General features: G+C 65.2%; 33 protein-coding genes (1 of these 33 cut by a window edge). 11 read left to right on the top strand and 22 right to left on the bottom strand.

The window, feature by feature from the left end:
• Positions 1–19: 19 nt before the first annotated feature.
• From pspC to GRI89_RS03065, 4 genes are read right to left on the bottom strand one after another with little or no spacing between them, the layout of a single operon-like run.
• Positions 20–397 carry an envelope stress response membrane protein PspC gene (gene pspC, locus GRI89_RS03080; protein WP_328598059.1) on the bottom strand — a complete coding sequence of 126 codons (378 nt, stop codon included), beginning with the start codon at positions 395–397 and terminating at the stop codon, positions 20–22.
• Positions 394–687 carry an envelope stress response membrane protein PspB gene (gene pspB, locus GRI89_RS03075; RefSeq protein WP_328598058.1) on the bottom strand — a complete coding sequence of 98 codons (294 nt, stop codon included), beginning with the start codon at positions 685–687 and terminating at the stop codon, positions 394–396. Before pspB ends, pspC begins: the two co-directional genes overlap by 4 nt.
• Positions 688–690: 3 nt before the next feature.
• The gene (gene pspA, locus GRI89_RS03070; RefSeq protein WP_159792069.1) at positions 691–1,521 is read right to left on the bottom strand and encodes a phage shock protein PspA; all 831 of its coding nucleotides are present in this window, start codon (positions 1,519–1,521) and stop codon (positions 691–693) included.
• Positions 1,518–1,691, bottom strand: a complete 174-nt coding sequence (locus GRI89_RS03065) for a hypothetical protein (protein WP_159792067.1) — start codon at positions 1,689–1,691, stop codon at positions 1,518–1,520. Before GRI89_RS03065 ends, pspA begins: the two co-directional genes overlap by 4 nt.
• Positions 1,692–1,846: 155 nt before the next feature.
• Between GRI89_RS03065 and pspF the strand changes: the two genes are divergently transcribed.
• Positions 1,847–2,872, top strand: coding sequence for a phage shock protein operon transcriptional activator (pspF, locus tag GRI89_RS03060; RefSeq protein ID WP_159792065.1), 1,026 nt, complete (start codon positions 1,847–1,849; stop codon positions 2,870–2,872).
• A gap of 42 nt (positions 2,873–2,914) precedes the next feature.
• Here pspF and GRI89_RS03055 read toward each other — a convergent pair whose 3' ends face one another.
• From GRI89_RS03055 to GRI89_RS17925, 10 genes are all read right to left on the bottom strand, one after another.
• Complete coding sequence (locus GRI89_RS03055; RefSeq protein ID WP_159792063.1) at positions 2,915–3,532, bottom strand: riboflavin synthase; 618 nt, start codon at positions 3,530–3,532, stop codon at positions 2,915–2,917.
• Positions 3,533–3,541: 9 nt separating this feature from the next.
• Positions 3,542–4,489, bottom strand: a complete 948-nt coding sequence (gene ribD / locus GRI89_RS03050; RefSeq protein ID WP_328598057.1) for a bifunctional diaminohydroxyphosphoribosylaminopyrimidine deaminase/5-amino-6-(5-phosphoribosylamino)uracil reductase RibD — start codon at positions 4,487–4,489, stop codon at positions 3,542–3,544.
• Positions 4,482–4,919 (bottom strand): hypothetical protein, encoded by a 438-nt coding sequence (locus GRI89_RS03045; RefSeq protein WP_159792061.1) that lies wholly within the window; start codon positions 4,917–4,919, stop codon positions 4,482–4,484. Before GRI89_RS03045 ends, ribD begins: the two co-directional genes overlap by 8 nt.
• Positions 4,920–5,009: 90 nt before the next feature.
• The gene (locus GRI89_RS03040) at positions 5,010–5,585 is read right to left on the bottom strand and encodes a DUF4402 domain-containing protein (RefSeq protein WP_159792059.1); all 576 of its coding nucleotides are present in this window, start codon (positions 5,583–5,585) and stop codon (positions 5,010–5,012) included.
• Positions 5,586–5,690: 105 nt separating this feature from the next.
• Positions 5,691–6,056, bottom strand: coding sequence for a hypothetical protein (locus GRI89_RS03035; protein WP_159792057.1), 366 nt, complete (start codon positions 6,054–6,056; stop codon positions 5,691–5,693).
• Positions 6,057–6,245: 189 nt separating this feature from the next.
• Entirely contained in the window at positions 6,246–6,626 is a 381-nt protein-coding gene (locus GRI89_RS03030) for a VOC family protein (protein ID WP_159792055.1), read from the bottom strand.
• An 8-nt stretch (positions 6,627–6,634) separates the two neighbouring features.
• On the bottom strand, positions 6,635–7,576 hold the full coding sequence (locus tag GRI89_RS03025) for a sensor histidine kinase (RefSeq protein ID WP_159792053.1): 942 nt from the start codon (positions 7,574–7,576) through the stop codon (positions 6,635–6,637).
• A 121-nt stretch (positions 7,577–7,697) separates the two neighbouring features.
• Positions 7,698–8,420, bottom strand: a complete 723-nt coding sequence (locus GRI89_RS03020; protein WP_159792051.1) for a M48 family metallopeptidase — start codon at positions 8,418–8,420, stop codon at positions 7,698–7,700.
• Positions 8,417–8,863, bottom strand: coding sequence for a YcgN family cysteine cluster protein (locus GRI89_RS17930; protein ID WP_328598056.1), 447 nt, complete (start codon positions 8,861–8,863; stop codon positions 8,417–8,419). The genes GRI89_RS03020 and GRI89_RS17930 overlap by 4 nt, the downstream gene beginning before the upstream one ends.
• Complete coding sequence (locus GRI89_RS17925) at positions 8,851–9,447, bottom strand: SCO family protein (protein WP_235912748.1); 597 nt, start codon at positions 9,445–9,447, stop codon at positions 8,851–8,853. Before GRI89_RS17925 ends, GRI89_RS17930 begins: the two co-directional genes overlap by 13 nt.
• Positions 9,448–9,607: 160 nt before the next feature.
• Between GRI89_RS17925 and GRI89_RS03010 the strand changes: the two genes are divergently transcribed.
• From GRI89_RS03010 to ssb, 5 genes are all read left to right on the top strand, one after another.
• Entirely contained in the window at positions 9,608–10,171 is a 564-nt protein-coding gene (locus GRI89_RS03010; RefSeq protein WP_328598055.1) for an ankyrin repeat domain-containing protein, read from the top strand.
• Between the two features lie 2 nt (positions 10,172–10,173).
• Complete coding sequence (locus tag GRI89_RS03005; protein WP_328598054.1) at positions 10,174–10,830, top strand: COQ9 family protein; 657 nt, start codon at positions 10,174–10,176, stop codon at positions 10,828–10,830.
• A gap of 53 nt (positions 10,831–10,883) precedes the next feature.
• Positions 10,884–11,123: a FeoA family protein gene (locus tag GRI89_RS03000; protein ID WP_159792049.1), complete on the top strand. Its 240-nt coding sequence runs from the start codon at positions 10,884–10,886 to the stop codon at positions 11,121–11,123.
• 4 nt (positions 11,124–11,127) lie between these two features.
• Positions 11,128–12,981, top strand: coding sequence for a ferrous iron transporter B (feoB, locus tag GRI89_RS02995; protein ID WP_159792047.1), 1,854 nt, complete (start codon positions 11,128–11,130; stop codon positions 12,979–12,981).
• Between the two features lie 122 nt (positions 12,982–13,103).
• Entirely contained in the window at positions 13,104–13,631 is a 528-nt protein-coding gene (ssb, locus tag GRI89_RS02990; RefSeq protein WP_159792045.1) for a single-stranded DNA-binding protein, read from the top strand.
• On the opposite strand, the gene GRI89_RS02985 is transcribed toward ssb, so the two are convergent.
• Both GRI89_RS02985 and GRI89_RS02980 read right to left on the bottom strand, forming a co-directional pair.
• Positions 13,628–14,149 carry a YceD family protein gene (locus tag GRI89_RS02985; RefSeq protein ID WP_159792043.1) on the bottom strand — a complete coding sequence of 174 codons (522 nt, stop codon included), beginning with the start codon at positions 14,147–14,149 and terminating at the stop codon, positions 13,628–13,630. The two genes, ssb and GRI89_RS02985, sit on opposite strands and share 4 nt — an antisense overlap.
• Positions 14,146–14,676, bottom strand: a complete 531-nt coding sequence (locus GRI89_RS02980; protein WP_235912745.1) for a ubiquinol-cytochrome C chaperone family protein — start codon at positions 14,674–14,676, stop codon at positions 14,146–14,148. The genes GRI89_RS02985 and GRI89_RS02980 overlap by 4 nt, the downstream gene beginning before the upstream one ends.
• A 134-nt stretch (positions 14,677–14,810) precedes the next feature.
• Here GRI89_RS02980 and GRI89_RS02975 point away from each other — a divergent pair, with 134 nt between their 5' ends.
• Genes GRI89_RS02975 through GRI89_RS02955 form a run of 5 tightly spaced genes read left to right on the top strand, consistent with a single transcriptional unit; the run spans position 14,811 to position 18,785 of the window.
• A complete protein-coding gene (locus GRI89_RS02975; RefSeq protein ID WP_235912743.1) occupies positions 14,811–15,269 on the top strand; it encodes an outer membrane protein assembly factor BamE in 459 nt (152 codons plus the stop codon).
• A gap of 55 nt (positions 15,270–15,324) precedes the next feature.
• Complete coding sequence (hslV, locus tag GRI89_RS02970) at positions 15,325–15,885, top strand: ATP-dependent protease subunit HslV (RefSeq protein WP_159792041.1); 561 nt, start codon at positions 15,325–15,327, stop codon at positions 15,883–15,885.
• Between the two features lie 16 nt (positions 15,886–15,901).
• The gene (locus GRI89_RS02965) at positions 15,902–16,993 is read left to right on the top strand and encodes an FAD-dependent oxidoreductase (protein WP_159792039.1); all 1,092 of its coding nucleotides are present in this window, start codon (positions 15,902–15,904) and stop codon (positions 16,991–16,993) included.
• 32 nt (positions 16,994–17,025) lie between these two features.
• Entirely contained in the window at positions 17,026–18,339 is a 1,314-nt protein-coding gene (hslU, locus tag GRI89_RS02960; RefSeq protein ID WP_159792037.1) for an ATP-dependent protease ATPase subunit HslU, read from the top strand.
• A 53-nt stretch (positions 18,340–18,392) separates the two neighbouring features.
• Positions 18,393–18,785: a GFA family protein gene (locus GRI89_RS02955; RefSeq protein ID WP_328598053.1), complete on the top strand. Its 393-nt coding sequence runs from the start codon at positions 18,393–18,395 to the stop codon at positions 18,783–18,785.
• 6 nt (positions 18,786–18,791) lie between these two features.
• Here GRI89_RS02955 and GRI89_RS02950 read toward each other — a convergent pair whose 3' ends face one another.
• The 6 genes from GRI89_RS02950 to GRI89_RS02925 form a co-directional block, all read right to left on the bottom strand.
• A complete protein-coding gene (locus GRI89_RS02950; RefSeq protein ID WP_159792035.1) occupies positions 18,792–19,334 on the bottom strand; it encodes a hypothetical protein in 543 nt (180 codons plus the stop codon).
• Positions 19,327–19,839 (bottom strand): hypothetical protein, encoded by a 513-nt coding sequence (locus tag GRI89_RS02945; RefSeq protein ID WP_159792033.1) that lies wholly within the window; start codon positions 19,837–19,839, stop codon positions 19,327–19,329. Before GRI89_RS02945 ends, GRI89_RS02950 begins: the two co-directional genes overlap by 8 nt.
• Before the next feature lie 2 nt (positions 19,840–19,841).
• Entirely contained in the window at positions 19,842–20,402 is a 561-nt protein-coding gene (locus GRI89_RS02940; protein WP_159792031.1) for a cytochrome c, read from the bottom strand.
• A 13-nt stretch (positions 20,403–20,415) separates the two neighbouring features.
• Positions 20,416–20,988 (bottom strand): cytochrome c, encoded by a 573-nt coding sequence (locus GRI89_RS02935; RefSeq protein WP_159792029.1) that lies wholly within the window; start codon positions 20,986–20,988, stop codon positions 20,416–20,418.
• Positions 20,989–21,093: 105 nt separating this feature from the next.
• The gene (locus GRI89_RS02930) at positions 21,094–22,923 is read right to left on the bottom strand and encodes an ABCB family ABC transporter ATP-binding protein/permease (protein ID WP_159792027.1); all 1,830 of its coding nucleotides are present in this window, start codon (positions 22,921–22,923) and stop codon (positions 21,094–21,096) included.
• 55 nt (positions 22,924–22,978) lie between these two features.
• Positions 22,979–23,760, bottom strand: partial view of an aspartyl protease family protein gene (locus tag GRI89_RS02925; RefSeq protein WP_159792025.1) — the 3' portion only. 208 nt of this gene lie beyond the right edge of the window; the window shows 782 of its 990 coding nt (coding positions 209–990); its start codon lies beyond the right edge, outside the window; it ends in the stop codon at positions 22,979–22,981.

The raw sequence follows: 23,760 nt of genomic DNA, 5'->3' as shown, positions 1-23,760 counted from the left end.
CGCTGTTCCTTCCTGCTGTTCAGCGCAGCCGCTCGATTTCGGCCGACAGGCGCGGGTTGCTGGTCACGTAGTAGGTTTCGACTTCGGCCAGCCGGCGATCGACGTCGCGGAAGCGGGCGCGGATTTCGCGGGCGGTGCGCTTCGGGCTCTGCCGGACGCGCTGCCAGTAACGCTGCTCGTCCTGGTCGACGTAGAGGTGCGCGGGCTTCTTGCTCAGCGCGATGCCGGCGAGGAAGTAGAACGGCAGGATGCCGCCCGAGGTCATCGCGATCAGCGCGATGAAGCCCAGCCTGACCCACAGCAGGTCGATGCCGGTGTAGTCGGCAATCCCCGCACAGACACCCATAAGGCGGGCGTTCTGCTTGTCGCGATAGAGCGTGGTGTGCTTGCTGGTCACTTGCGGTCTCCTCGTTCCGCGAGCAGCCGGTCGAGTTCGCGCAGCGGCTCGTTGTCGATTTCCATGTCGTGCATGATGCGGGCCGGCTTGAATTCCGGATTGTCGCTGGCGACCAGACGCTCGACCGTATCCATGCGCTCGTCGAGGCGCTTGGCGAGATTGTAGAGTTCCTCGAGCAGGACTTCGTCGTCGGACGTGATCGTCGCGGCGGTCTTCCAGCGCGTGATGTAGTGCAGGATGATCCATGGCAGGCCAAGGAATATGGCGATAATTGGGATGGCTTCTTCCACGGATCAGTCCTCCTGAGTGTCTTTCGCGTCGCCCAGGCCGAGCGCGCGCTTCATTTCTTCGAGTTCGGCGTCGACCTTGTCGGAGCCTTCGAGCGCGGCGATTTCGTCCGACAGGCTCGGCTTGTTGGTGCCGTCGGCAATCGACAGCGCGTCGGCGCGGCCCTCGGCGTAGTCGACCCGACGTTCGAGCTGGTCGAACCGGGCGAGCGCGTCATCGACCCGCTCGTTGGTCATCAGGCTGCGCAGCTTGACGCGATTCTCGGCGCTTTCGAGCCGGGCGGCAATCTGCGTCTGCCGGCTGCGCGCTTCGCGCAGGCGGTTCTGCAGCTTGGCGATGTCCTGCTCGTAGGCGCGCAACGCGTCGTCGAGCACGGCGATTTCCTGCTTGAGCTGGTCGGCCATGTCGCCGGCGCGCTTCTTTTCGACCAGCGCCGCACGGGCGAGGTCCTCGCGGTCCTTCGACAGGGCCAGCTGGGCCTTGTCCGCCCAGTCGGCCTGGAGCTTCTCCAGCTTGACCGTGTGGCGGTGCATTTCCTTCTGGTCGGCGATCGTCCGTGCCGCGCTGGCGCGAACTTCGACCAGCGTTTCCTCCATCTCCATGATGATCATGCGGATCATCTTGGCCGGGTCGTCCGCCTGGTCGAGGAGTTCGTTGAAATTGGCCGCGATGATATCGCGGGTACGCGAAAAGATACCCATCCAGACGCCTCCGGAAGCAAATGAGTTATGGGTTGGGGTGGGGCTGGTGCGCAGCCGTTCGATCTCGCGATCGAGGCGCGAAGCCTCGGCGCGCGGTCGCGGAATGGGCCGCAGGGGGCCGTCCTCCTCGCTCATGCCAGCACCACCAGGGGCAGGCCCAGGGCCGATCCGGCAGCGGTCGCTGCGGCCGGGGCCGCCGCGACATACTGCGCGTTCAGGGCGTAGATGTTGAAGGTCACCATCATGGCCGCGCTTACCAGCGCGGCGACGCCGAGCTTGCTGGTGAAGAAATGGCGGTCGAACATGGGTCAATTCCTCCTGGGTCAATCGTTGTTCATCATATAGCAAGCAGCGTGCCAGTTGGAGAAAATGACGTAATATCAGTAGTCTATTAGACTTTTTGCAGGTCTCGATAGGTGGATATTGCCATGACTTGGTGAAATTCGCTAAAGGTTGGTCAATGGAGCGGGAAAACCAGTTCGTTGGCCAGTCCGGAGCCTTTCTCGACGCGGTCGAGCGCGCCAGCCGCGCCGCGCCCATGCGCCGCCCCGTGCTGGTCGTCGGCGAGCGCGGCACCGGCAAGGAACTGATCGCCGAGCGCCTGCATCGCCTGTCAACGCGATGGGACGAGCCGCTCGTCATCATGAACTGCGCGGCGCTTCCCGAAACGCTGGTCGAGGCCGAGCTGTTCGGCCACGAGGCGGGGTCGTTCACCGGTGCTACCAGAACCCGCGAGGGCAAGTTCGAGGAAGCCGACCGGGGCACGCTATTTCTCGACGAACTGGCGACTCTGTCGATGGGCGCGCAGGAGCGCCTGCTGCGCGCGGTCGAATATGGCGAGGTGACGCGCATCGGCTCGAACCGGCCGATCTCGGTCGACGTCAGGATCGTCGCCGCGACCAACGAAAATCTCCCCAGGCTGGCGGCGGAGGGCCGCTTTCGCGCCGACCTTCTCGACCGCCTGAGTTTCGAGGTCATTACGCTCCCGCCGCTGCGCGTGCGCGAGGGCGACGTGCTGGTGCTGGCCGACTACTTCGGCCGCCGCATGGCTGCCGAGATCGGCTGGGATCGCTGGCCCGGCTTCGCCGATCACGTCCGCCGCGAGCTCGACGAGTACTCCTGGCCCGGCAACGTGCGCGAGCTGCGCAACGTGATCGAACGCGCGGTCTACCGCTGGGACGAGTGGGGCGAGCCGATCAGCCACGTCCAGTTCGATCCGTTCGACAGCCCCTGGGTCCCGCAGGGCGAAGCCTCGCACCAGCGCAGCGAAGAGGCGCCGAGGGCCGCGCCGCGGGCGGCGTCAGGTCCGGACTATGCCGCGATCGAGGACCTGCGCGATGCAGTCGATGGCTACGAACGCGCGATCATCGAGCACCACCTAGGCGCCAACCGCTGGAACCAGCGCCAGACCGCCAAGGCGCTCGGGCTGACCTACGATCAGTTGCGCCACTGCATCAAGAAACACGGCCTTACCGCCGACGATTGAGTGTTTCGGCGGCGAATGAAGTGCTTCATTCGCACCTTTTCGTCACGCCCGCAGGCTCTCCAGCCGCTTCAGGTAGCGGGCGACGGTGTCGATCTCGAGGTTGACCTCACCCCCCTCTCCCAGCTCGCCCAGCGTGGTAACCTCGGCGGTATGCGGGATGATATTGAGGCCGAAATGCACCGAGCCGTCCGGCTGGTCCGCGACCGTATTGACCGTCAGCGAGACCCCGTCGACCGTCACCGAACCTTTCTCCGCGAGGAAAGGCGCCAGGTCTTTCGGAGCGGATATCGTGAAGCGGGCCGAGTCTCCCTCCGCCGCCTTGGCCGCCACGGTGCCGACAGCATCGACATGGCCCGAGACGATGTGCCCGCCCAGCTCGTCGCCGATCCGCAGGGAGGGTTCGAGGTTGATCCTTGCCCCCTCCGACCAGGCGCCCTTCGCGGTGCGCGAGAGCGTTTCGGCCGAGACATCCACTGCGAACCACGCCGCACCGGGCGCGCCGCCCTTGTCGACCACCGTCAGGCAGACCCCGGCGCAGGCAATACTCGCGCCTATGGCGATGGTAGCCGGGTCCCACGGGCAGGAAATCCTGAGGCGAAGGTCGCCGCGTTCCTCGCGCGCTTCGATGGTGCCGATTGCGGTGACGATCCCGGTGAACATGGATGCTCCCTAGCCTGCCGGTTCGAGGATTTCGAGAGTGTCCGGACCGAGTGTGCGCCGTTCGATGACTCGCCACCCTCCAGGCAAGCCTTCTGGGAATGGCGAGATGCCCTCGCCGAACTCGATCGGGGCGCGGTAGAGCATGATCCGATCGACTAGCCCGGCGGAGAGGAAGGCGCGTGCGACCTCGGCCCCGCCTTCGATCATCAGATATTGAATGGCGCCAAGGTCGCGAATGGCATCGGGCGAAGCGACAGCGCGCCAACCATCCGGCGCAGCGCCACGCGTCAGCACCAGCCGCCCCGGGCTACGGTCCTCGAGCCCGGGGAGGCGAACGTCGAGGCGGGGAGCGTCAACGCGGAGCGTGCCGCCGCCGACGAGGATGGCATCGCTGCGCGCTCGCTCGCGGTGGGCGTGGGCGCGCGCCGCCTCGCTGGTGATCCATTTGCTCGACCCATCGGGACGGGCGATGAAGCCGTCGCCGGTCAGCGCCAACTTGAGCGTGACGAAGGGTCGGTTCTCGCGCGCCCGGGTCAGATACCCGGCAAGGCTTGCCCGGCTCGCTGCATGGTTCGCCAACTCAACGTCGATCCCGGCTTCGCGCAGCCGCGCCATTCCGCTTCCGGCAGTTCGCAGGTCGGGGTCTTTGACGCCAATGATGGCGCGCGTAACGCCCGATGCGGCAATGAGATCGGCGCAGGCGGGACCGCGCTCGCCGCGATGAGCGCAGGGTTCAAGGGTGACGTAGATTGTGGCGCTCCGCGCCTGCTCGCCCGCCTGGGCCAGCGCCACGGCCTCTGCGTGGGGCCGTCCGCCAGTCTGCGTCCAGCCGCGCCCGACGACGATACCGTCCCTGACGACAATCGCGGCGACTGCGGGATTGGGCCGGCTCAGCGGGCGGGCGCGTTCGGCGAGCGCGGCGGCAGCCGCCAGCCAGCGCTCATCGGCCTCATTCACTGGCGGCGGAGCTCGCCTTGGCAGCGGCAGCAGCGTCGCGGCGCGCCTGCAGTTCGGCTTCCTGCTTGGCCTGCGCGGCCGCCTTGGCAGCCTCTTCCTCCTTGGCCTCGCGCTCCATCTTGTCGACGTCGAGTCCGGTGGCCCGGCCCAGTTCGCGGTAGAATTCCTTGCGGACCTCCTCGCGCTTGGCCTGCTCCGCCGCAAGCTCGTCCTTGCGTTCCTGATTGGCGATGTTGGAGGCGACGATCTGTGCTTCGGTACGATTCTTGTCGAAAGTCGAGATATAGACGATGTCCGGCTTTTCAGGCGGAGCGCGCTCGCTCTTGGGGATGAGCAGCATCATCAAGGCGAATGTTGCCGCCACCGAAACACCGAAAATCTGCCAGCGATAGGGCTGGGGCTGTCGCCATTCCTCGACGAAATCTGACACGGCACGCCGCGGGGAAAAGAACCGCAAGAATTTCATGCCGGCCAAGATAGGCCCCCCCGGCCCGGTGCGCCACCCCGTTACGTTGTAACGTCAGAAATAGTCGACGCGGATCGGGATCCTGCCGCGGAACTTGCCGCCCACGGCGTTGTGTGAATCGATCTTCGCCCCGAACGAGAACTCCAGCCGGCCGTTGGCATCGAGCAACGCGACGCCGGGCAGGTCAGTGGTGAATTCGGTGAGCCGGGCCTGGGTCCCGTCGGTGCTGTGGAGCACGACCTGCGTCGGCAACTGGATGCGGATCGGCCGCAGCGGTTCGCCGGTGATGACCGCCTTGCCCTGGAACGACAGGCCGCCAAGGTTGACCATGTTCGGGCCCGGCTTGGTCTCACCGGTGACCGGGTCGACCAAGGCGTCGCCGTCGACCGGCCCACGCAGGGCAAGCAAGGAGAACTGGATGCCGGCGTCGATGGTGATGGTCAGCGGTTCGGCGTTACCCTTGCCGCCCCCTTTGCCATTGCCCTGCAAGGACACGATTGCCGTATCGACCTGGGTCGCCGGTGCCACGGACGCGTCGGCCGGATTGGCGGCAAGCGGGTCCGCCCCGACCGCAAGGGCGGGGAGCGGGGCCGTCAGCAGGGCGGCCGCAAGGAGGCCGAAACGTGCCATTGATCCTGCTATGCCAAAATAGGGTTAACAGGTGGTTAGGCGTGGTTGGTTTGGTTGCCAGGTGGGGCCGGGCGGAAGGGCGGATTCGCCCGGCCCAGAGGGGTACTATTCGTCCGAGGAATCCGGTTGTTCCGGCGCGGCCGGCGCCGTGCGGGTGCCCGGATCCGGCTGCTTCACCGCGGTGTCGGGTTGACCGTCGTGGTCCTGATCTGCCGCGTCGGGGAAGTTGTCGCCGTTCTTGTCCCAGAGATCGGGCTTGCCGTCGGCATCGCGGTCCCATGCATCGTTGGTTCCGTCATCGTCGCTGTCGATGGTCGGGGGTGGGATCTGCGCCTTTGGCTGCGCGGTCGAAGGTGGTGGCGGAGCGGGTGTGACGGCACCCGTGGGATTGTCGCCGGATTGTCCCTGCGCAGTCCCGGCGAGGGTAAGCAGGGCGGCGGCAATGGCAGTTGTCGTAATGGTCTTCTTCATCGCTGGTACTTTCGGTGCAGGCGTTCCCCTGTCGCCACAGATCCTCCCGCACCGGTCCCGGGATGCCACGATAATGCGACCATTCGCGCGGTTTCTGGCCACGAGCCGAAATCCCGCAACAGCCTGTCTTTCAAGAAGAACTGCTGGACGGAATTTGGCCCTAAAGTCGCCTTGAGGCTTGAGACAGGTTTATGCGATTCTGACCAGGTCCGATGGCCAGCCCACCCGGACCAGCAGGTTGTCGGGCCCGGCAAGGCCGACTTCGTACAGGCCCCACTCGCGGTGCCTCAACACACCGCCGGGCCGAATGACGCGGTCTGCCATGCGTTCGGCGATTTCGTCGACGTGCGGGGTGCGGATGAAGACGCCGAAGGGATTGTGTTCGGGCACGTCCCAGGGCGGCGGATCGCCGGGCCTGAGGTGCACCTCGCAGTCCCAGCCGGTCAAGATGACGTATGTCGGCTCGCCGCCGGTTCGCGCGAAGCCCATCTGTTCCCAGAACGCGATCGACGCCGGGAGATCCATCGTCGGGACGATTGCAAAGGCGCCGACGGGTGGTGGATTTGCCATGGTCTTTCCTAGTCTTCGGGCGTCACTAGAATGCTGCATCTTGCGCCATCCGGCGCAAAGGACAGCCTGATGTCCTTGAGTGAATTGCGCGGCCGGAGGAGCATGGAACCGAGGCCCTGGCGCGAAGGCGGGACAACGGCCGGGCCGCCGCTTTCGGTCCATTCGATCAGCAGGTCGTCGCCCTGCATCTTCCAGGAAATCGTCACCTTGCCTTCGGGCGCGGAAAGCGCTCCGTACTTGACGGCATTGGTGCACAATTCATGCAATGCGAGCGCCAGCGGAACCACCGCGGTTGGCGGCAGGGCGAAGTGCGGACCGCTGCATGCAAAGTTGTCTTCGATGCGGAAAGGCTCGATAGCCCGTTCGACCAGCGCCTCCACGTCGGCCCTTTCATCCCCAGCGGAAACGATCAGGTCGTTTGCCTGACCCAGCGTCGCCAGCCGGCTGCCGAACTTCTCGCTGAACTCTTCCGGTGCGGAATTGCGCGCTGTCAGCGCCGCCAGCGACTGGACGATGGTGAACAGGTTCTTGACCCGATGCAGCAGCTCGCGCTTGAGCGCTTCCTCCCGCACCCGGGCTTCGTCCTGGCTGCGGATCACGTTGCGCAGCGAATTGCCTGAGAAAATGATGACGAGGCTGTCGATCGCGAAGAGAACGAAGAGCAGAGCGTCGCTGCTCTCGGTCAGGAAATGCAGTGGAACCTGTCGCAGCAGCCGGTTCGCAATGACGCCCGAGACGATGGCGGTCGCCAGTCCGTATTGCCAACCCAGCAATACGCTCGTGAGCAGGATTGACGGAAAGAAGGTGATGAACGGGACGCCGCTCGTGCCGTGATCGAGGAACCAGCGGAACAGCGCGGGGACGAGGACGGCCAACGCTGTCCAGCCGACGTTTGCAGAGATTGGGCGATCGGCGAGAATCGCCCGCCTGACGAAAGGAATCCTGTCCACACGCATCCCCTCAGCATAGCATCATATTCGAAGTCGAAGGCGAAGATGCGCCTCTAACGGGGCAAACGACAGCAATCTTGTCACTAATGCGGGTATTTTCCGTGCCAATTACTGGCGGTCCTCATCCGAACGAAGCGTAGAGACTGCGCCCATGGTCCCTAAGCCAGCGGTCGGCCGCCTTGATATCGTCTTCGAAAAGGCGGGCCAGTTCGGCGTGGAAGGCCGGTGAGTGGTCGAAGTGGGCTAGGTGCGCGACCTCATGCGCCACGACCGAGCGGCGCACTAGATCTGGCGCCTGAACCAGCCGCCAATTGATGCGGATTGCCGCGCGGTCCGAGCAGGAACCCCAGCGGCGCTGGGCGCGTGACAGCCGTAGTTGCGGCGCGGGACGACCGGCGCGTTGGCAGTAGAACGCCAGGTCATCGGCGAGCAGGCGCTTCGCTTCGTTCTCCAGCCAGCGCTGGAGCCGAACGGACAGGCTTTCGGCCGGTCCACCGACGAGCAGGTCCTCGCCCTCGAGCCTCGGCGTGCGGCGGTGCGCCTGTTCCCATAGGATGACGACTTCCACACCGCGATAGCGCAGCGTTCCGCCCGGCGTGGGAGGCGCGCCTTGCGGTACGGCGGCGAGCTGGCGTTCGAGCCAGTCGGCGCGGGCCCGGGCGAAGACCAAAGCGTCCGAGGTGCGGCACCAGCGCGGCAGGGTTACGCGCACCTCGCTGCCGTCGGGGGCGAGGCGCATGGTCAGGCGCTTGGCCCGGGCGTGGCGGCGGATGGCGACCGGCAGTTCGCGCCCGCCGACCTCGACCACCGGGTCTTCGCTGGAGCCGCGCAGCCAGTCGATCATGCCGGTTCCTCCCACTCGACGATGTGGTGTTCGAGATCGCCCGCATCGCGTTCCGACATGACCTTGCCGGCAACGCAGGCCCCGGCTTCGATCATTGCTTCCCGGCTGCCGGTCAGCAGGTGATGCCATGACGGCAGCGGGCGGTCCTCGGCGCGGCGGCGGTAGGCGCAGGTATCGGGCAGCCAGGGCACGGTGTAGACCAGCTTGAGCGTCAGCCTCAGGCAGTCGGGCACGAAGGCCTTGCGGTGGCGGTAGTCGGTGCAGCGCGCGGTTTCGGTATCGAGCAGCTTGCAGGCGACGTTGGTGTGGTGGATCTCGCCGGTGTCCTCGTCCTCCAGCTTGTGCAGGCAGCAATGGCCGCACCCGTCGCACAGCGCCTCCCACTCCTCGCGATCGAGGTCGGCGAGGGGGAGTTCCCAGAAGCGGTCCCTCAATGCACCCACTTGGCCAGTTCCGCGGCAATTGCCGTCCCGTCGTCGACGACTTCGATCGGCAACAGGGCGACCGGCTCGCCCTTGCGGCCCATCAGGTAGCCAGCCGACGAGTGGTTGACGAGGTACCCGCCTTCGGAATTCGGCTCGCCTTTTTCGACGTAGACAGCGAACTCCTTGGCCGCTGCATCGATTTGTTCCTGCGTTCCCGTCAGGCCGATCAGGTCGTCGGAGAAGGCATTGGTGAACTCGCCGATCACAGCCGGCGTGTCGCGTTTCGGATCGACCGAGATGAACAGCGGCACGACTTGCTTTGCCAGTTCGGGCTCCTCGGCCTGGAACTTGGCATAGCCGCGCATGATCCGGCCGACGTCGGTCGGGCAAACGTCGGGGCAGTAGGTATAGCCGAAGTATACGACGCGGTACTTGCCGTCGAAGTCGCTCCAGTTGACCGTTTCGCCCTTGCTGTTTTGAAGCGTGAAGGGCCCGCCGATTGCGGCGCCGGCAAGCGGCGGTTCCTCGCTGGCGGAAGGCTGGGCCTGGCAGGCGGCTAGGGCGAAAGGGAAAAGGACAGCGGCAAGAATGGTACGGGGCATGGCGCATCGGTTCATGCTCTGCTAACCGCCGTGCGGCAAGGGTCGGCCGCGTCTCAGGTGCGGCTGTCCGCAGGAAATTCGGAGGAAAGGTCAGGTGGCTTTGGTCCATCGCATCAGGCGGGCGGGTCTCGCTATATTGCTCGCAATGGGGTTTGCGCTGGTGGCGGCGCCGGCAACGGCCCAGCTCTATTCGGACGGCTATAAGTTCCTGCAAGCGGTCGAGAAGAAGGACCGCGACGCGGTCATCAACCTGTTCAACAAGAACCAGACGATCATCGATTCTCGCGACCTGGCGAAGGGCCATACGGGCCTGCACATTACCATCGAACGACGCGACTTGGCGTGGACGGACTACCTGCTCGGCCTCAATGCCAACCCGAACATTGCGGACAAGCAGGGGGTCACCCCGCTGATGCTTGCCGCGCAGATGGGTTATGTCGAGGGCGTGCAGTTGCTGGCGCGGAAGGGCGCGCGGGTTGACGTGGCCAACAGCACCGGTGAAACGCCGCTGATGTCGGCCGTGCACCGGCGCGACATCGCCCTGCTGCGCGTGCTGCTGCGGGCCGGGGCCGATCCGAATCGGATCGACAATTCGGGCCGTTCGGCGCGCGACTATGCGGCACTCGACGGCGGCAACAATATCTTGCTGAACGAGATCGACCGGCTGGCGAAGTCCGGCGACGAACTGGAAAAGCCTGCCAAGGTCTACGGGCCCTCGTTCTGACCGTGTCCGACGCTGCCGATCTCACGCTCGAGGAACTGCGCATCGACCTCGCGCCGCGCGTCGCGGCAGCGGCGATTTTCGATGGTTGGAGTGATGCCGCGCTGGTTTCGGCGGCGAGCGAGGTCGGGGTCGACCCCGCCGTGGCGCGGCTCGCCTATCCCGGCGGACCGATGGATATGATCGCGGCGTGGATCGGCTGGATCGATGCCCGCATGGCCGAAGCCTTTGCTCCCGACATTCTCGCGCAGATGCCGATCCGCGAGCGGATTCGGGCGCTTGTCTGGTTCCGGCTGGAAAGCGTTGGCGGGCTCGAGGAGGCGCTGCGCCGCGCGCTGGCGATCGAGGCCATGCCGCAGAACCTGGCGCGCAGCGCAAAGCTTGGCTGGTCGAGCGCCGATGCCATGTGGCGGCTCGCCGGCGATACGGCGACCGACTACAACCATTACACCAAGCGCGCGATCCTCGCCTCGATCTACGCCGCCACGCTGGCGGTGTTCGTCGGCGACGAGAGCGAGGGGAAGGCCGAGACTCGCGCCTTTCTCGACCGGCGGATCGAAGGGGTAATGAAGTTCGAGAAGGCCAAGGCGCGGCTGCTGCGCGACCGCGAGCATTTCGACGTCATGCGATTCCTCGGCCGGCTTCGCTATCCAGCGCGGTAAGTTCTAATGAGAACCAGTTGCAAAAAGCGTGCGGTTCTGCCACCGGGCGGACGATGACGCTCGACCAGCTTCCCGCGCGCCGCCGGGCGACGATTACCGGCATCGACTGGGCCGCGCTTGCGCCCGAGGAAGCCAAGCGGTTGCGCGCGCTCGGCATCGACGTCGGAGCCCATGTCGCTATCGCCCATCGCGGGGTGTTCGGCGGGCGCGACCCGATCGCCCTGCTGGTCGGCCGGATGACGCTGGCGGTACGGCGAGCCCACGCCCTCGCAATCCAGGTGCAAGAGGCCTGAGCGTATGACCCGTCTCAGGACTGCGGCACTCGTCGGCAACCCGAACTGCGGCAAGAGCGCGCTGTTCAACGTCCTGACCGGTGCGCGGCAGAAGATCGCCAACTACCCCGGCGTGACCGTCGAACGGAAATCCGGCCGCATGACTTTGCCGAGCGGGGAACCGCTCGAACTGTTCGACCTGCCCGGCTCCTACGCGCTCGATGCCAGCAGTCCCGATGAGGAAGTCACCCGTCGCGTCGTGCTCGGCGAGTTCGCCGGCGAGGCGCGGCCCGAAGTGCTGGTCATCGTTCTCGATGCGGCCAATCTGGAGCAGCACCTGGTGTTCGCGCAGGAGCTGATCGAACTCGGTCATCCGGTGGTCATCGCGCTCAACATGGTAGACCTCGCCGAGCGTGACGGGCTCGTACTTGACCCGCAGGCCCTTTCGGAATCGCTGGGTGTGCCGGTCGTCCCGACAATCGCCGTGCGCCGCAAGGGCATCAGTGAACTGATCGCCGCGATCGGCAATGCCGAGGCCGTGGCCAAGGCCGATGAGCATGCCCACCGCCGCCCGCACCTGACCTTGCCCGAGCGGCGGCTGGCGGCGCAGAACATCGCCAAAGGCGCTATCCTTTCGGAAACCGCTCAACATCGCCTGCATGCGCGCCTCGACAAGCTTCTGCTGCACCCGTGGTTGGGCCCGCTGATCCTGTTCGGCCTGTTGTTCGTGATCTTTCAGGCCGTCTTCGCCTGGGCGACACCGTTTGCCGATGGCATAGATGCAGGCATCACCGCGCTGATCGCGGCCGCCAAGGCGAACCTGCCGGCGGGCGTGCTACGCGACCTGCTGACCGACGGGATTCTCACCGGCGTCGGTTCGGTCGTGGTCTTCCTGCCGCAGATCATCACCCTGTTCGCCTTCATCCTCGTGATGGAGCAGTCAGGGTACATGGCCCGTGCGGCCTTCATCATGGACCGGCTCATGGCCCTTGTCGGGCTGTCCGGCCGCAGCTTCATCCCGCTGCTCTCCAGCTTCGCGTGCGCCATTCCCGGCATCATGGCGACGCGTGCCATCGCCGATCCGAAGGACCGGCTGACCACGATCCTCGTCGCCCCGCTGATGACCTGTTCGGCGCGGCTGCCGGTCTATGCCGTGATAATTTCCGCCTTCATTCCTGAAAGATCGGTCGGCCCGGGAATCGGGTTGCAGGGGCTGATCCTGTTCGGGCTTTATGTGGCCGGCATCGTTGGGGCGTTTTGCGCCGCGCTGGTGCTGCGCCGCACGGTGACGCGCGGCGATGCTTCGGGCTTCATCATGGAACTGCCCAAGTACCAGTGGCCGCCGCTGCGCGACGTGCTGCTCGGGCTGTGGCAGCGCGCATGGATCTTCCTGCGCCGCGCCGGGACGATCATCTTCACCGCCACGGTCGTGCTGTGGCTGCTGCTCAGCTTCCCGCGTGCCGCGCCGGGGGAGAGCCAGATAGAGGCAAGCTTCGCCGGCAAGATCGCTAGTGGCCTCCACGTCATCGTCGAGCCGATCGGCTTCAACAAGGAGATCTCGCTGGCGCTGATCCCGGCGATGGCGGCGCGCGAAGTTGCGGTTTCCGCGCTGGCCACGACTTACGCTGTCGACGCCGATGATGACGACGCCGCGGCGCAGGGCTTGATCCCCAAGCTGCGCGCCGGCTGGACCCTGCCGACCGCGCTCGCCTTCCTCGCCTGGTTCGTTTTCGCGCCCCAGTGCCTTTCGACTATCGCCGTCGCCCGGCGCGAGACGAATGGGTGGAAATGGCCCTTGTTCATGTTGGTATACCTCTTTGGCTTGGCTTACGTTTTCGCCGGCCTGACCTACTGGCTTGCCGTGGCTGCGGGCCTTTAGCTCCCCATCGGGCAAAACCCGGTACTAGCCGGTTGCCGCACAGGCCGGCTGGGGCCTACATCTTCGCGGGAATCACCTACTGGAGCGCGGTAGCGCTGGGACTTTAGCGAAGGAATTGCGGAATGGCCGGGTCACTCAACAAGGTAATGCTCATCGGAAACCTTGGCGCAGACCCGGAAATCCGCAGCTTCCAGAACGGTGGCAAGGTTGCGAACCTGCGCATCGCCACCAGCGAGACGTGGAAGGACCGCAACACCGGCGAACGGCAGGAGCGGACCGAGTGGCACAACGTGGCGATCTTTTCGGAAGGCCTCGTCGGTGTGGTCGAGCGCTTCCTGCGCAAGGGCAGCAAGGTCTACATCGAAGGCTCGCTGCAAACCCGCAAGTGGCAGGATAACTCCGGCCAGGACCGCTACACCACCGAAGTCGTGCTGCGCGGCATGAACGGCACGCTGACTATGCTCGACGGCCCCGGCGGAGGCCAGGGCGGCGGCGGTAGTGGCGGCGGCAGCCGCGGCGGTGGCGACTGGGGTTCGGGCGGCGGATCGTCGGGCGGCAGCAGCCGCGGCGGTGGTAGCAGCGGCGGCGACTGGGGTTCCGGCGACGGGTCGAACATGGGCGACGACCTCGACGACGATATCCCGTTCTAAGAGTCCTTCTTGAGCGCCGATAGTGCGGCGGCGAGCGCGCCTTGCGCGGGCTCGTCGTCCAGCCCCACTTCCTCGCGCACGCTGTCGGCATCGGGTCCGGTGGCATAGGGATCGATCGCCAGCGCGAGGCTCTGCGCGACGGCTTCTCCGAGATCGAAGACGTTTCCGCTGAATTCGATCTCGTCGAGCTCGTCCTCTTCGAGCTCGATCTCCTCTCCCTTGTCGGCATTGGCTTGCGTTTCGGGAACGAAGCGCAAGGTCACGGTTTCGTTGATTATCACGGGCAGGTCGTCGCCGGTAACGGCGCAGCTCTGGACGATGGCCGCTTCGAGCTTGCCGTCGGCGTCGATCCCATCGCCTTCGGCAGTCAGGGCGATGTCCGCCACCAGGCGTTCGATCGATACGAGGCCGAAGCGTTCGGACAGTGCCGCGCGCTCAGCCTCGTTGGCTTCGAGATGGAGCCGGCCGGCCGGAAGGTGACGGCGGTCAACCGGACGAGGAAATTCCGCGCCGCTCATCGCTCGATCCGTCCTGCGACGAGATCTTCGGGGGCAGTGGCATCGAGCCTTGCGGCCAGTGCGCGCAGTCGTTCGGCGAGCGGTCCCGGTTCAGCGCCTTCGTTGAGGGTAACGTTGCGGCGCAGGGTTTCCTGCAGCACCGTGTCATCGCTATCGGCCAGCGCAGCACGGTAGGCGCCGAGCCGGCCGCCGAGCGCTTCCATCAGGCGCCCGACCTTCTTGCCGACGACGAGATCCCCGACGCCGCTTTCACGCAGTTGGCCGTCCATGTCCTCGACGAAGAGTTCGGTCAGCAGGGCGGTTTCGCCGGTCTTCCCTGCCGCCTCGAGCCGCAACAGGACGAGCGAAAGCACGGTGGCAATCATGTCGAAGCGGCCGGCAACACTGTCCGCAACGCCGCACTCGGCGTACCACTCGGGTTCGCGCGAGGCGGCGACGGTGCTGTACCACAGCGGGCGCAGCGCATCGCGGGGGTCGCGGGCGGCGAACAGGCGGTCGAGCAGGCTCATCGGTGGGTAACTGTCCATTCAGCGGCGGTTCAACGCCTCAGGGCGAAGCGCGGCGTTGCACAGCGGCGCGCCAGCCCCTAAGGCCAGCGCCGATATAGTCGCACAGGCCATGCTGGCAATGTGCGCGGGAAGGTTCGGAGATCGTTTCGCTCATGACGGGAAAGCTTAGCACGGCGGCAATGCTGGGGGCGCTGACGTTGACGGCCGGCTGCACGACCATCAACGAGCATCGCGGCTACATTGTCGACGAAACGCTGCTGCAGGCGGTGCATCCCGGAATCGACAACCGCCAGTCGGTCGAAGCGACGCTTGGCCGGCCGAGCTTCACCAGCATGTTCGGCGCGCCGACGTGGTACTACGTTTCCAGCCTCAGTGCACAGAAACCGTTCGGCGATGCGAAGTTCAAGCAGCACACCGTGCTCGCGGTGTCCTTCGACGATGCGGGTAACGTGATCACTGCCGATCGTTCCGGCTTGGATGCGATCGTGCGGATCGATCCGGAAGGCGACGAGACGCCGACGCTGGGCCGTGAGCGCAGCTTCCTGCAGGATCTGTTCGGCAATATCGGCCAGGTCGGTGCGGGTGCTCCCGGGGCCGGTGGCGGCCAGTAGGCCACCACGCTCTTCCTGCTTGAAGCCGTTTCGCCCGCGCCCCATATCGCGCGGCATGGACGGACAATCTGACAGCCATACAGGACCGCGCTGGCACGGCACGACAATCATCGGCGTGTCGAAGGGCGGCAAGACCGTGATCGCCGGCGACGGCCAGGTCTCGATGGGCAACACGGTGATGAAGCCCAACGCCCGCAAGGTGCGACGCATCGGGAAGGGCGAGACGGTCGTGGCAGGTTTCGCCGGCGCGACTGCCGATGCCTTCACCCTGTTCGAAAGGCTCGAGAAGAAGCTCGAGCAGTATTCGGGCCAGCTCGTGCGGGCCGCGGTCGAACTGGCCAAGGACTGGCGCACCGACAAGTACCTGCGCAACCTCGAGGCGCTGATGATCGTCGCCGACAAGGAGACCATGCTGGTGCTCACCGGCAACGGCGACGTGCTCGAACCCGAAGGCGGGATTGCCGCGATCGGTTCGGGCGGCAACTATGCGCTCAGTGCGGCGCGCGCTCTCGATCCCTACGAAGACGACGCCGAGAAGATCGCCCGCCGGGCAATGGAAGTTGCGGCCGAGGTTTGCGTCTTCACCAACGACCGGGTGACGGTGGAAACCGTTTGATCTAGCTTGCCGCGCGATGGACCGGCGCGGCTTCCTTGCTTCCTCCACTTCGGCCGCGCTGCTGGCCGGCTGCGCCACGCTGCCGGAGCGCCCGGTCGCGACAACAACTGAAGCAGCGCACGGCGCCTGTCTTCCGCCGGTACTGGTGGCCGAGAACCGCATCATTCGCACCGTGGCCGGCCTACGACCTTATCGCGAGTCAGGCTTTGTCGTCCGGGCTGAGAATCTCGGTAGCAAGCGGCTGGTGCACAACTACGGCCATGGGGGCGCGGGAATCACCCTTAGCTGGGGTTCGTCGCGTCTTGCCACCGGGCTTGGCCTTGCCGCGGCGTCCGGACCCGTTGCGGTACTCGGAGCCGGTGTGATGGGCCTGTCGACCGCCTTGATGGCGCAGGAGCGCGGCTACGCGGTGACGATCTACACCGAGAACCTGCCGCCTCACACCACCTCGAACATCGCGGGTGGGCAGATCTTCCCGGCCAGCCTCTATGAGCCCGATGCGGTCGACGACGCATGGATGGCGCAGTTCATTGCCGCGATGGACTACAGCTGGCGGCGCTTCCAGCTCATGGTCGGGGACGACTACGGCATTCGCTGGCTGCCGACCTACGAGGGCGCGGGCGGCGGCACCTTCGATCCCTACCAGCCGGGCGCGGAAATTCTGGAAGACTCGGCCAACCCGTTCCACACCCAGCGCATCCGCCGCTACTTCACCATGTACGTCGAGACCGGGCGCTACCTTCGCCAGCTGACCGCCGATTTCCTGCGCGCAGGCGGCAGGTTCGTCATCCGCCGTTTCGAAACTCCCTCAGAGGTCGCCGGCCTGCCGGAAAGCGTCGTGTTCAACTGCACGGGCCTCGGCGCAAGGGACCTGTTCGGCGACGAAGGCATGGTGCCCAAACGTGGGCAGCTCGCCATCCTCATCCCGCAGCCTGAGGTGCAATACGCTTACTCGATCGGCTCTGCTTACATGTTCCCTCGCGCTGACGGGATCGTGCTTGGCGGTACCTTCGAGACCGGTGTCGGCGATCCTGTCACCACGCCGGAAGGAATCGCGCGCATCATCCAGCGGCACAAGGCGCTCGTCCCCAGTACCTGCAAGTCTTGAACGCTGGCCCCGCGCACCCCAATTGGCGGCGCATGACGGGACAATCCATCGAAAATCTGACACCCAAAGCCATCGTTGCAGCTCTTGATGAGCACATCATCGGACAGAAGGACGCCAAGCGCGCAGTCGCCGTGGCGCTGCGCAACCGCTGGCGCCGCCAGCGCCTGCCCGATGCCTTGCGCGACGAGGTAACGCCGAAGAACATCCTGATGATCGGCCCGACCGGCTGCGGCAAGACCGAGATCAGCCGCCGCCTGGCGAAGCTCGCCGAAGCTCCCTTCGTAAAGGTCGAGGCGACCAAGTTCACCGAAGTTGGATACGTCGGTCGCGATGTCGAGCAGATCGCCCGCGACCTCGTCGAAGAGGCGATCCGGCTCGAGAAGGACCGCCGCCGCGAGGCCGTGCGCGAAACCGCCAGCAAGGCGGCGATGGACCGGCTGCTCACCGCGCTGGTAGGCGACAACGCCAGCGAGGCGACTCGCGAGAGCTTCCGCCAGCGCATCGTCCAGAACGCGATGAACGACGTCGAGGTCGAGGTCGAAGTCGAGGACGCTCCCGCCAGTCCGATGATGGACATCCCCGGCATGGGCGGGGCGAGCATGATCGACCTGACCCAGGTGATGGGCAAGGCGTTCGGCAGGCAGAACCGCAAGCGGCGCAAGCTCAAGGTGCCCGACGCCTGGGACAAGCTGGTCGACGAGGAGGCCGAGCGGCGCATGGACCAGGACGACGTCGCCCGCGTCGCGCTGCAGAACGCGGAGACCAACGGCATCGTCTTCCTCGACGAGATCGACAAGATCGCGGTCAGCGATGTGCGCGGCGGTTCGGTCAGCCGCGAGGGCGTGCAGCGCGACCTGCTGCCGCTGATCGAGGGCACCACGGTTGCGACCAAGTACGGGCCGATGAAGACCGACCACGTGTTGTTCATCGCCAGCGGCGCGTTCCACGTCGCTAAGCCGAGCGACATGCTGCCCGAATTGCAGGGCCGCCTGCCGATCCGTGTCGAACTGCGCAGTCTGACCGAAGAGGACTTCGTTCGCATCCTCAGCGAGACCAAGGCCAACCTGGTCGAACAGTACCGCGCCCTGCTCGGCACCGAGGAGGTGACGCTCGAAGTCTCGGACGATGCCGTGCAGGAGGTCGCGAAAATCGCTGCGCAGGTTAACGAGAGCGTCGAGAACATCGGAGCTCGCCGCCTGCAGACGGTGATGGAAAAGCTGCTCGAGGAACTCAGCTACGAGGCCGAAGACAGGAAGGGCGAGACCGTTTCGGTCGATGCCGCCTACGTCCGCGAACGTCTCGCCGACCTCGCCGGTGACAGCGACCTCAGCAAGTACATCCTCTAGCTGCCGACTTTCGTTCGTGTTATGTTCCGACCATGCGAATCGGAGGATGAACCGTGCCGACTGGACGATGCCATTGCGGAGCGATCCGCTATTCGATCAACGGCGAACGCAAGCACAGCGCAATCTGCCATTGCGAAACCTGCCGTCGCACGACGGGTGGACTGACAACCGCCTGGCTCGGATATGCAAGTGAGGGTCTGCGGGTCGAAGGCGAGCCGCGATCCTACAGCTCGTCCGAGGGCGTCGAACGGCAATTCTGCGGCACCTGCGGGACCAGCCTGTTCTACTTCAACGAGGCGATGATGCCGGGCGTCGTCGACATCCTGACCGTTACGCTCGACGATCCGGCGCCGCATGCACCGCAATTGCACGTCAACATGGCCGATACCCTGCCATGGGAGGCTGGGCTCGACGAGTTGCCCAAGTTCGACCGTTTTCCCGGCTGACGACGCTCAGCTGCACCAGACGCACCACTCCCAGGCCGGCGGGCGGAACGCGGTGATGACGCGTCCGCAGGCGATGACACCGAACCACGCCGCCAGCGAAACCCCGGCGAAGACCCGCGCTGCTGGCGGCGGCATGACATCCGCGGGCAAGTTGCGTAGGCCGCGCGTCGTGGTGAGGTAGAACAGCGCCATGTTGGCCCCGGCGATCGCCAGCAGCAGCATCTTGATCTGGAATGCCGGGTTGTAGAGGTACTGATCGGGCGCACTGGTGACGAACATCAGGCCGCTCGTGACGCTCAGACAGAAGCCAACGACACCGAACGGTACCAGCCGGTGCAAACCGGGCAGAGAAATCCCCTTCACGGCACCAATCATTCTGAGATCGAATGCACCGACCGTGCCTACCAGCAGGCACAGCCCGGTGAAGTGGGCGATCTCAACAATTGGCCAGCCCCACTGCGAATACATGATGTCGAAAATGCCGGTGTCGATCGCCCAGGTGACGATGCCGACCGGGTCGAACACCGGGTCTTTCAAAGGCTCAACCATCGGACACCATGAGTACGGTGTTGGTGTAGAGCAGCAGCTTGCCGCAGGCGACGCCGCCGATCCACAGCAAGAACGCCGCCGCGCCGACGCCGCGCGATCCCGCGGGCACGACCTTGCCGCTCGCCGCCAACGGAAAATAAGCGTACGCGGCATGCCGCATGGTGAGCGCGGCGGCGATGAAGCAGGCGAACTTGAGCGCGAAGACCCAGTTGGTCAGCGCCTTCGCCGGATAACCGAGCAGCAATCCGATGCCCGATAGGATCGCCATCACGGTTCCCACTTTCATCCATGGGAAGAAGACCGCGAACCTCTCCAACCGGGCGCCGCTGGCCACACCCATCAGGCGCAGCGAGACGACGAGTCCGCCGCCGACCAGCATCGCCATGCCCCAGGCATGGAAGATCAGCAGCACGAAGTAGGCGTAGAAATCCTCGCGCACGAAGACCGATGGCGGTGTGTTTTCGATCCAGCGAAATGCGCCCATCGCCACCCCCGAACGCGGCAAGCTTACTGCGACACGTACCAATACCTCTCGTGGCACGACTGGCAGGCGCCGTCGAATGACACAAGAAGCTCGGCCACCTGTGCGCTGTCGCCGGCTTCTATCGCCTTGACGATGCCATCGGCTTCGTCGCCCATGGCTGCGGCAAAGGCGCGAAACCCGTCCGGGTTGGCGTCGATGGCGGCCTGAATCTGCTCGCGAGTGGCCACGCCTTCGGGGACCTTGCCGCCGACAAGGTCCGGGCCGGATGCGCGCAACTGGCCTGCATGCGAAAGCCGCCGCGCCGCCTCGCTGAGCAGGGTTGCGCCGTCCTTCAGGCTGTTGAGCGTTGCGGCGTCGAGTTTCGATGTATCGGGCAGTCCATCGTCGTCTACCGCGTTGTTGCCCACATCCCAGATCTGAAGGGCCGCCGGATTGACGCTGTCGATCATGGCCTTGCGCACGTCGAGCGGCGTCACTTCCGCTAAAGCCGAGAAGGGGGGGAACGCCTGGCAGACGACTAGGGTCGCCAACGCGAGGCTCCCGGCCACGGCAATCTGCACTCTCTTCATGTCGTCCCCTTCCACTTCGTTGCCCAGGTCAGGTTGTAGGATCGTCGCCGTTCTTCTGGCGGATCGATTCGACCACCGCCTTCTGCTCAGGATACCAGAATTCGAGGTGGCAGCTCTCGCAAACGCCGTCGAGCTGGTCGACCAGCGGCGTTGCGGCGGCGGCGTCGTGATTCCTTGCGGCCGTGGCGAGATCTCCCATGTGCGCTTCGAGCACGCCGGCGAACTGGCGGAAGTCGTCCGGCGCGGCGTCCAGATGACCCTGGACCTTTTCGGGAGACGAACCACCTTCGACGTCCTGATCGGAAATTTTCTCGCCTGCCTTGATCACCACCAGCTTCTGCATTGCCGCGAGCGTCGCGGCGCCGGCCTTCACGCCGAGGGCACGCTTTTCGACTTCGGCCCACTGTTCGTCTGTCATTCTCGCCGGATCGATCGCCGCGGTATCATCGAGTGCCGTGTTGGTAATTTCCCAGATCGGGTCGGCATTGCCGTCGATCTGTTCGACCATGACATCGTGTACGGTCAGCTGGTCTTCCTCCCTGGCGCCTTGCGAGCAGGCGGCGACCAGGGCCAGGGCAGGGAGCAGGGCGACTACTTTCATCGGAACATCCTCGGCTTGTTTTGACGTTTCGCCGTGGTGCTGTTCCGCCACAATGCCGCGTGCAAGCGATTTACCGTAACGGTCGCGCGACCCATCGTTACACCCCTACTCCGCAGCCTCCTCCAGCGCTTCCTGCTCGTGTGCCTGGCGTGCCCACATCTCGGCATAGAGACCATCTTTTCGCAGCAACTCGGTATGGCTACCTTGCTCCGCCAAACGGCCTTCGTGCATGACATAGATCAAATCGCTGTCGGCAATCGTCGACAGACGGTGGGCGATGGACAGGCTGGTGCGGTGCCGTGAAACGCGGCGCAGCGTGGTCAGGATGTCCTGCTCGGTGCGCGTATCGAGCGCGCTGGTCGCTTCATCGAGCAGCAGGATCGGCGGGTTCTTGAGCAGCGTGCGGGCGATGGCGACGCGCTGCTTCTCGCCGCCCGACAGCTTGAGGCCGCGCTCGCCGACTTCGGTGTCGAAGCCCTTGGGCAGCTTTTCGATGAATCGCAGGATCGCGGCGTCGCGCGCAGCGGCGATCACATCGTCCTGCCCGGCGTCGTCGCGTCCGTAGGCGATGTTGTAGCCGATTGTCTCGTTGAACAGCACCGAATCCTGAGGGACGATGCCGATCTGTTTCCGCAGTGATTCCTGCGTCACCTTGGCGATGTCCTGCCCGTCGATCAGGATGCGCCCGCTCCACGGGTCGTAGAAGCGAAACAGCAGCCGCCCGATGGTCGACTTGCCGGCGCCTGAGGGGCCGACGATGGCGACGTGCCCGCCCGCCGGCACTTCGAAGCTCAGCCCGTGCAGAATCTCTCGGTCACGATCGTAACCGAACACCACGTCGTCGAACACCACGGTGGGCCGGTTGACGACCAGCGCCGGAGCCCCGGGCGCGTCTTTCACCTCGATTTCCGTGTCGATCAGCCGGAACATCTGCGCCATGTCGATCAGCCCCTGGCGGATCGTGCGGTAGACCCAGCCGAGCATGTCGAGCGGGCGAAACAGTTGCATCAGGTAGGTATTGATCAGCACCAGGTCGCCCGGCGTCAGCTTGCCCCGGCTCCAGCCCCAGACGGTGAAGGCCATTGCCCCGCCCATCATCACGTTCATCACCGTTGCCTGGGCGATGTTGAGCAAGGCGAGCGAGTTTTCCGACTTCGTCGCCGCCGCGGCATAGGCTCGGGCAGCCGAACCGTAGCGTTCCTGCTCGCGATGTTCGGCGCCGAAGTACTTCACCGTCTCGAAGTTGAGCAACGAATCGACCGCGCGCGCCAGAGCCGTCCCATCGAGCTCGTTCATCTGCGCGCGCAGCTTGGTGCGCCATTCGGTGATCGCCCGGGTCATCCAGATATACAGCGTCACCGTCACCGCCGTCGCGATGACCATCTCCCAGCCGAACTTGGTGTAGAAGATGATCGCTACGACGAAGAGCTCGACGATCGTCGGCATGATGTTGAACAGAAGGAAGTAGATCATCGAGTTGATCGACTTGGTCCCGCGTTCGACGACCTTGGTCACCTCGCCCGTACGGCGCGAGAGATGGAAGCGCAGCGACAGCCGGTGGAGGCGGGCGAAGACGTCCTCGGTCAGATGGCGGACGGCATCCTGCCCGACCCTCTCGAAGATGATGTTGCGAACGTTGTCGAAAGCGACGGTGGCGAAGCGTCCCGCGGCATAGGCAATCACCACCGCCATCGCGGCCGCGACTTTGGGATCGCCTTCGGCGGCCATGGTATCGACCGCGCGCGCATAGGCGAACGGCAGGGTGAGCACGACGATCTTGGCCAGCAGAACGAACAGCGCGGCGAGGAGGATCCGGCCCCGCAGGTCGGGCCGCCCATTGGGCCACAGATAGGGCAGGAACCGGCGAATGGTAGCCCAGTCCGCCGGGTCGGCCTTCTTCTGCAGTTCCCGTTCTTCGCCCGCCGTTCCGCTCATGCCATGGCAAGTGGGCGCTCAGGGCGCCGTTGGCAATGGCGCGGGATGTGCGAGGTCAAAACGCGCCGAAGGAGTACCTGCTGATATCCGACGCACGCACCGAGCGGGGCAGGTCGAACATGACACGCCGCTTTTCGAAGTCGATCGCTACCCGGCGGAAGGCCTTGAGTTGCTGCATGCCAAGCACCAGTGCTGGCTTTTCAGAGAGGCCGAGCGCGTGGAACGGCGGCGAATCGGCGAACATGATCGGGAAGTTGCGCATCTGCACATCACCCAGTTCGAGCATTTCACCTTCGCGTACCACTCCGCTCATCTGGAGGCCGTTGATGTCGGTCATCTCGGTCGTGCCGAGATGGCGGCCGCGGCGCAGCCGATCAAGCAGCGCCAGGTTGCCTACCGAGACCTGCGCACCGGTATCGACGATTACGGCAGTCGGGACGCCATTCACGCGAGCGTCGGCAATGATGAGCTGGCCGAGTTTTTCGCGCGCCTTGACGATGATGTCGTAGCCGGACTTGCGGGTGACGTCTTCCGGATCGACCACGGCGATGCTCTGATCGACAAAGTCGAGGAGCACGCGCTGGCCCTGCAGGCTGTCCAGTCCAAGGATGCCGTCCGCGCCGCCGATATTGTCGCGATCCACTAGGGCAGCGGTCAGGATGCTGAAGCGGCGCCGGCCAAGCTCGAACCTCGGAATCTCGGTTGTCTGGATCGCCTGGCGACCGGCCATTCCCACGAGTATGGCGTTCTGCCGGTTGTTGAGCTCCAGTTGGTCGGCGAGGATCGTCGACAAGACGGTTGCCTGCGCTCCGGTATCGATCATGAATCGGAACGGCC

This window comes from Croceibacterium salegens, from assembly GCF_009827435.1.
Lineage (GTDB): Bacteria > Pseudomonadota > Alphaproteobacteria > Sphingomonadales > Sphingomonadaceae > Croceibacterium_B > Croceibacterium_B salegens.
The sequence above is the reverse complement of the archived record's forward strand: the minus strand, read 5'-3'. Positions and strand labels throughout refer to the sequence as shown.

Coding starts and splice junctions, on each gene's coding strand:
- pspA (WP_159792069.1), bottom strand. CDS start 1,521: ATGAGCGAGGAGGACGGCCCCCTGCGGCCCATTCCGCGACCGCGCGCC.
- GRI89_RS03065 (WP_159792067.1), bottom strand. CDS start 1,691: ATGTTCGACCGCCATTTCTTCACCAGCAAGCTCGGCGTCGCCGCGCTG.
- pspF (WP_159792065.1), top strand. CDS start 1,847: ATGGAGCGGGAAAACCAGTTCGTTGGCCAGTCCGGAGCCTTTCTCGAC.
- GRI89_RS03055 (WP_159792063.1), bottom strand. CDS start 3,532: ATGTTCACCGGGATCGTCACCGCAATCGGCACCATCGAAGCGCGCGAG.
- GRI89_RS03040 (WP_159792059.1), bottom strand. CDS start 5,585: ATGGCACGTTTCGGCCTCCTTGCGGCCGCCCTGCTGACGGCCCCGCTC.
- GRI89_RS03035 (WP_159792057.1), bottom strand. CDS start 6,056: ATGAAGAAGACCATTACGACAACTGCCATTGCCGCCGCCCTGCTTACC.
- GRI89_RS03030 (WP_159792055.1), bottom strand. CDS start 6,626: ATGGCAAATCCACCACCCGTCGGCGCCTTTGCAATCGTCCCGACGATG.
- GRI89_RS03020 (WP_159792051.1), bottom strand. CDS start 8,420: ATGATCGACTGGCTGCGCGGCTCCAGCGAAGACCCGGTGGTCGAGGTC.
- GRI89_RS17925 (WP_235912748.1), bottom strand. CDS start 9,447: ATGCCCCGTACCATTCTTGCCGCTGTCCTTTTCCCTTTCGCCCTAGCC.
- GRI89_RS03000 (WP_159792049.1), top strand. CDS start 10,884: ATGACGCTCGACCAGCTTCCCGCGCGCCGCCGGGCGACGATTACCGGC.
- feoB (WP_159792047.1), top strand. CDS start 11,128: ATGACCCGTCTCAGGACTGCGGCACTCGTCGGCAACCCGAACTGCGGC.
- ssb (WP_159792045.1), top strand. CDS start 13,104: ATGGCCGGGTCACTCAACAAGGTAATGCTCATCGGAAACCTTGGCGCA.
- GRI89_RS02985 (WP_159792043.1), bottom strand. CDS start 14,149: ATGAGCGGCGCGGAATTTCCTCGTCCGGTTGACCGCCGTCACCTTCCG.
- GRI89_RS02980 (WP_235912745.1), bottom strand. CDS start 14,676: ATGGACAGTTACCCACCGATGAGCCTGCTCGACCGCCTGTTCGCCGCC.
- GRI89_RS02975 (WP_235912743.1), top strand. CDS start 14,811: ATGACGGGAAAGCTTAGCACGGCGGCAATGCTGGGGGCGCTGACGTTG.
- hslV (WP_159792041.1), top strand. CDS start 15,325: ATGGACGGACAATCTGACAGCCATACAGGACCGCGCTGGCACGGCACG.
- GRI89_RS02965 (WP_159792039.1), top strand. CDS start 15,902: ATGGACCGGCGCGGCTTCCTTGCTTCCTCCACTTCGGCCGCGCTGCTG.
- hslU (WP_159792037.1), top strand. CDS start 17,026: ATGACGGGACAATCCATCGAAAATCTGACACCCAAAGCCATCGTTGCA.
- GRI89_RS02950 (WP_159792035.1), bottom strand. CDS start 19,334: ATGGTTGAGCCTTTGAAAGACCCGGTGTTCGACCCGGTCGGCATCGTC.
- GRI89_RS02935 (WP_159792029.1), bottom strand. CDS start 20,988: ATGAAAGTAGTCGCCCTGCTCCCTGCCCTGGCCCTGGTCGCCGCCTGC.
- GRI89_RS02930 (WP_159792027.1), bottom strand. CDS start 22,923: ATGAGCGGAACGGCGGGCGAAGAACGGGAACTGCAGAAGAAGGCCGAC.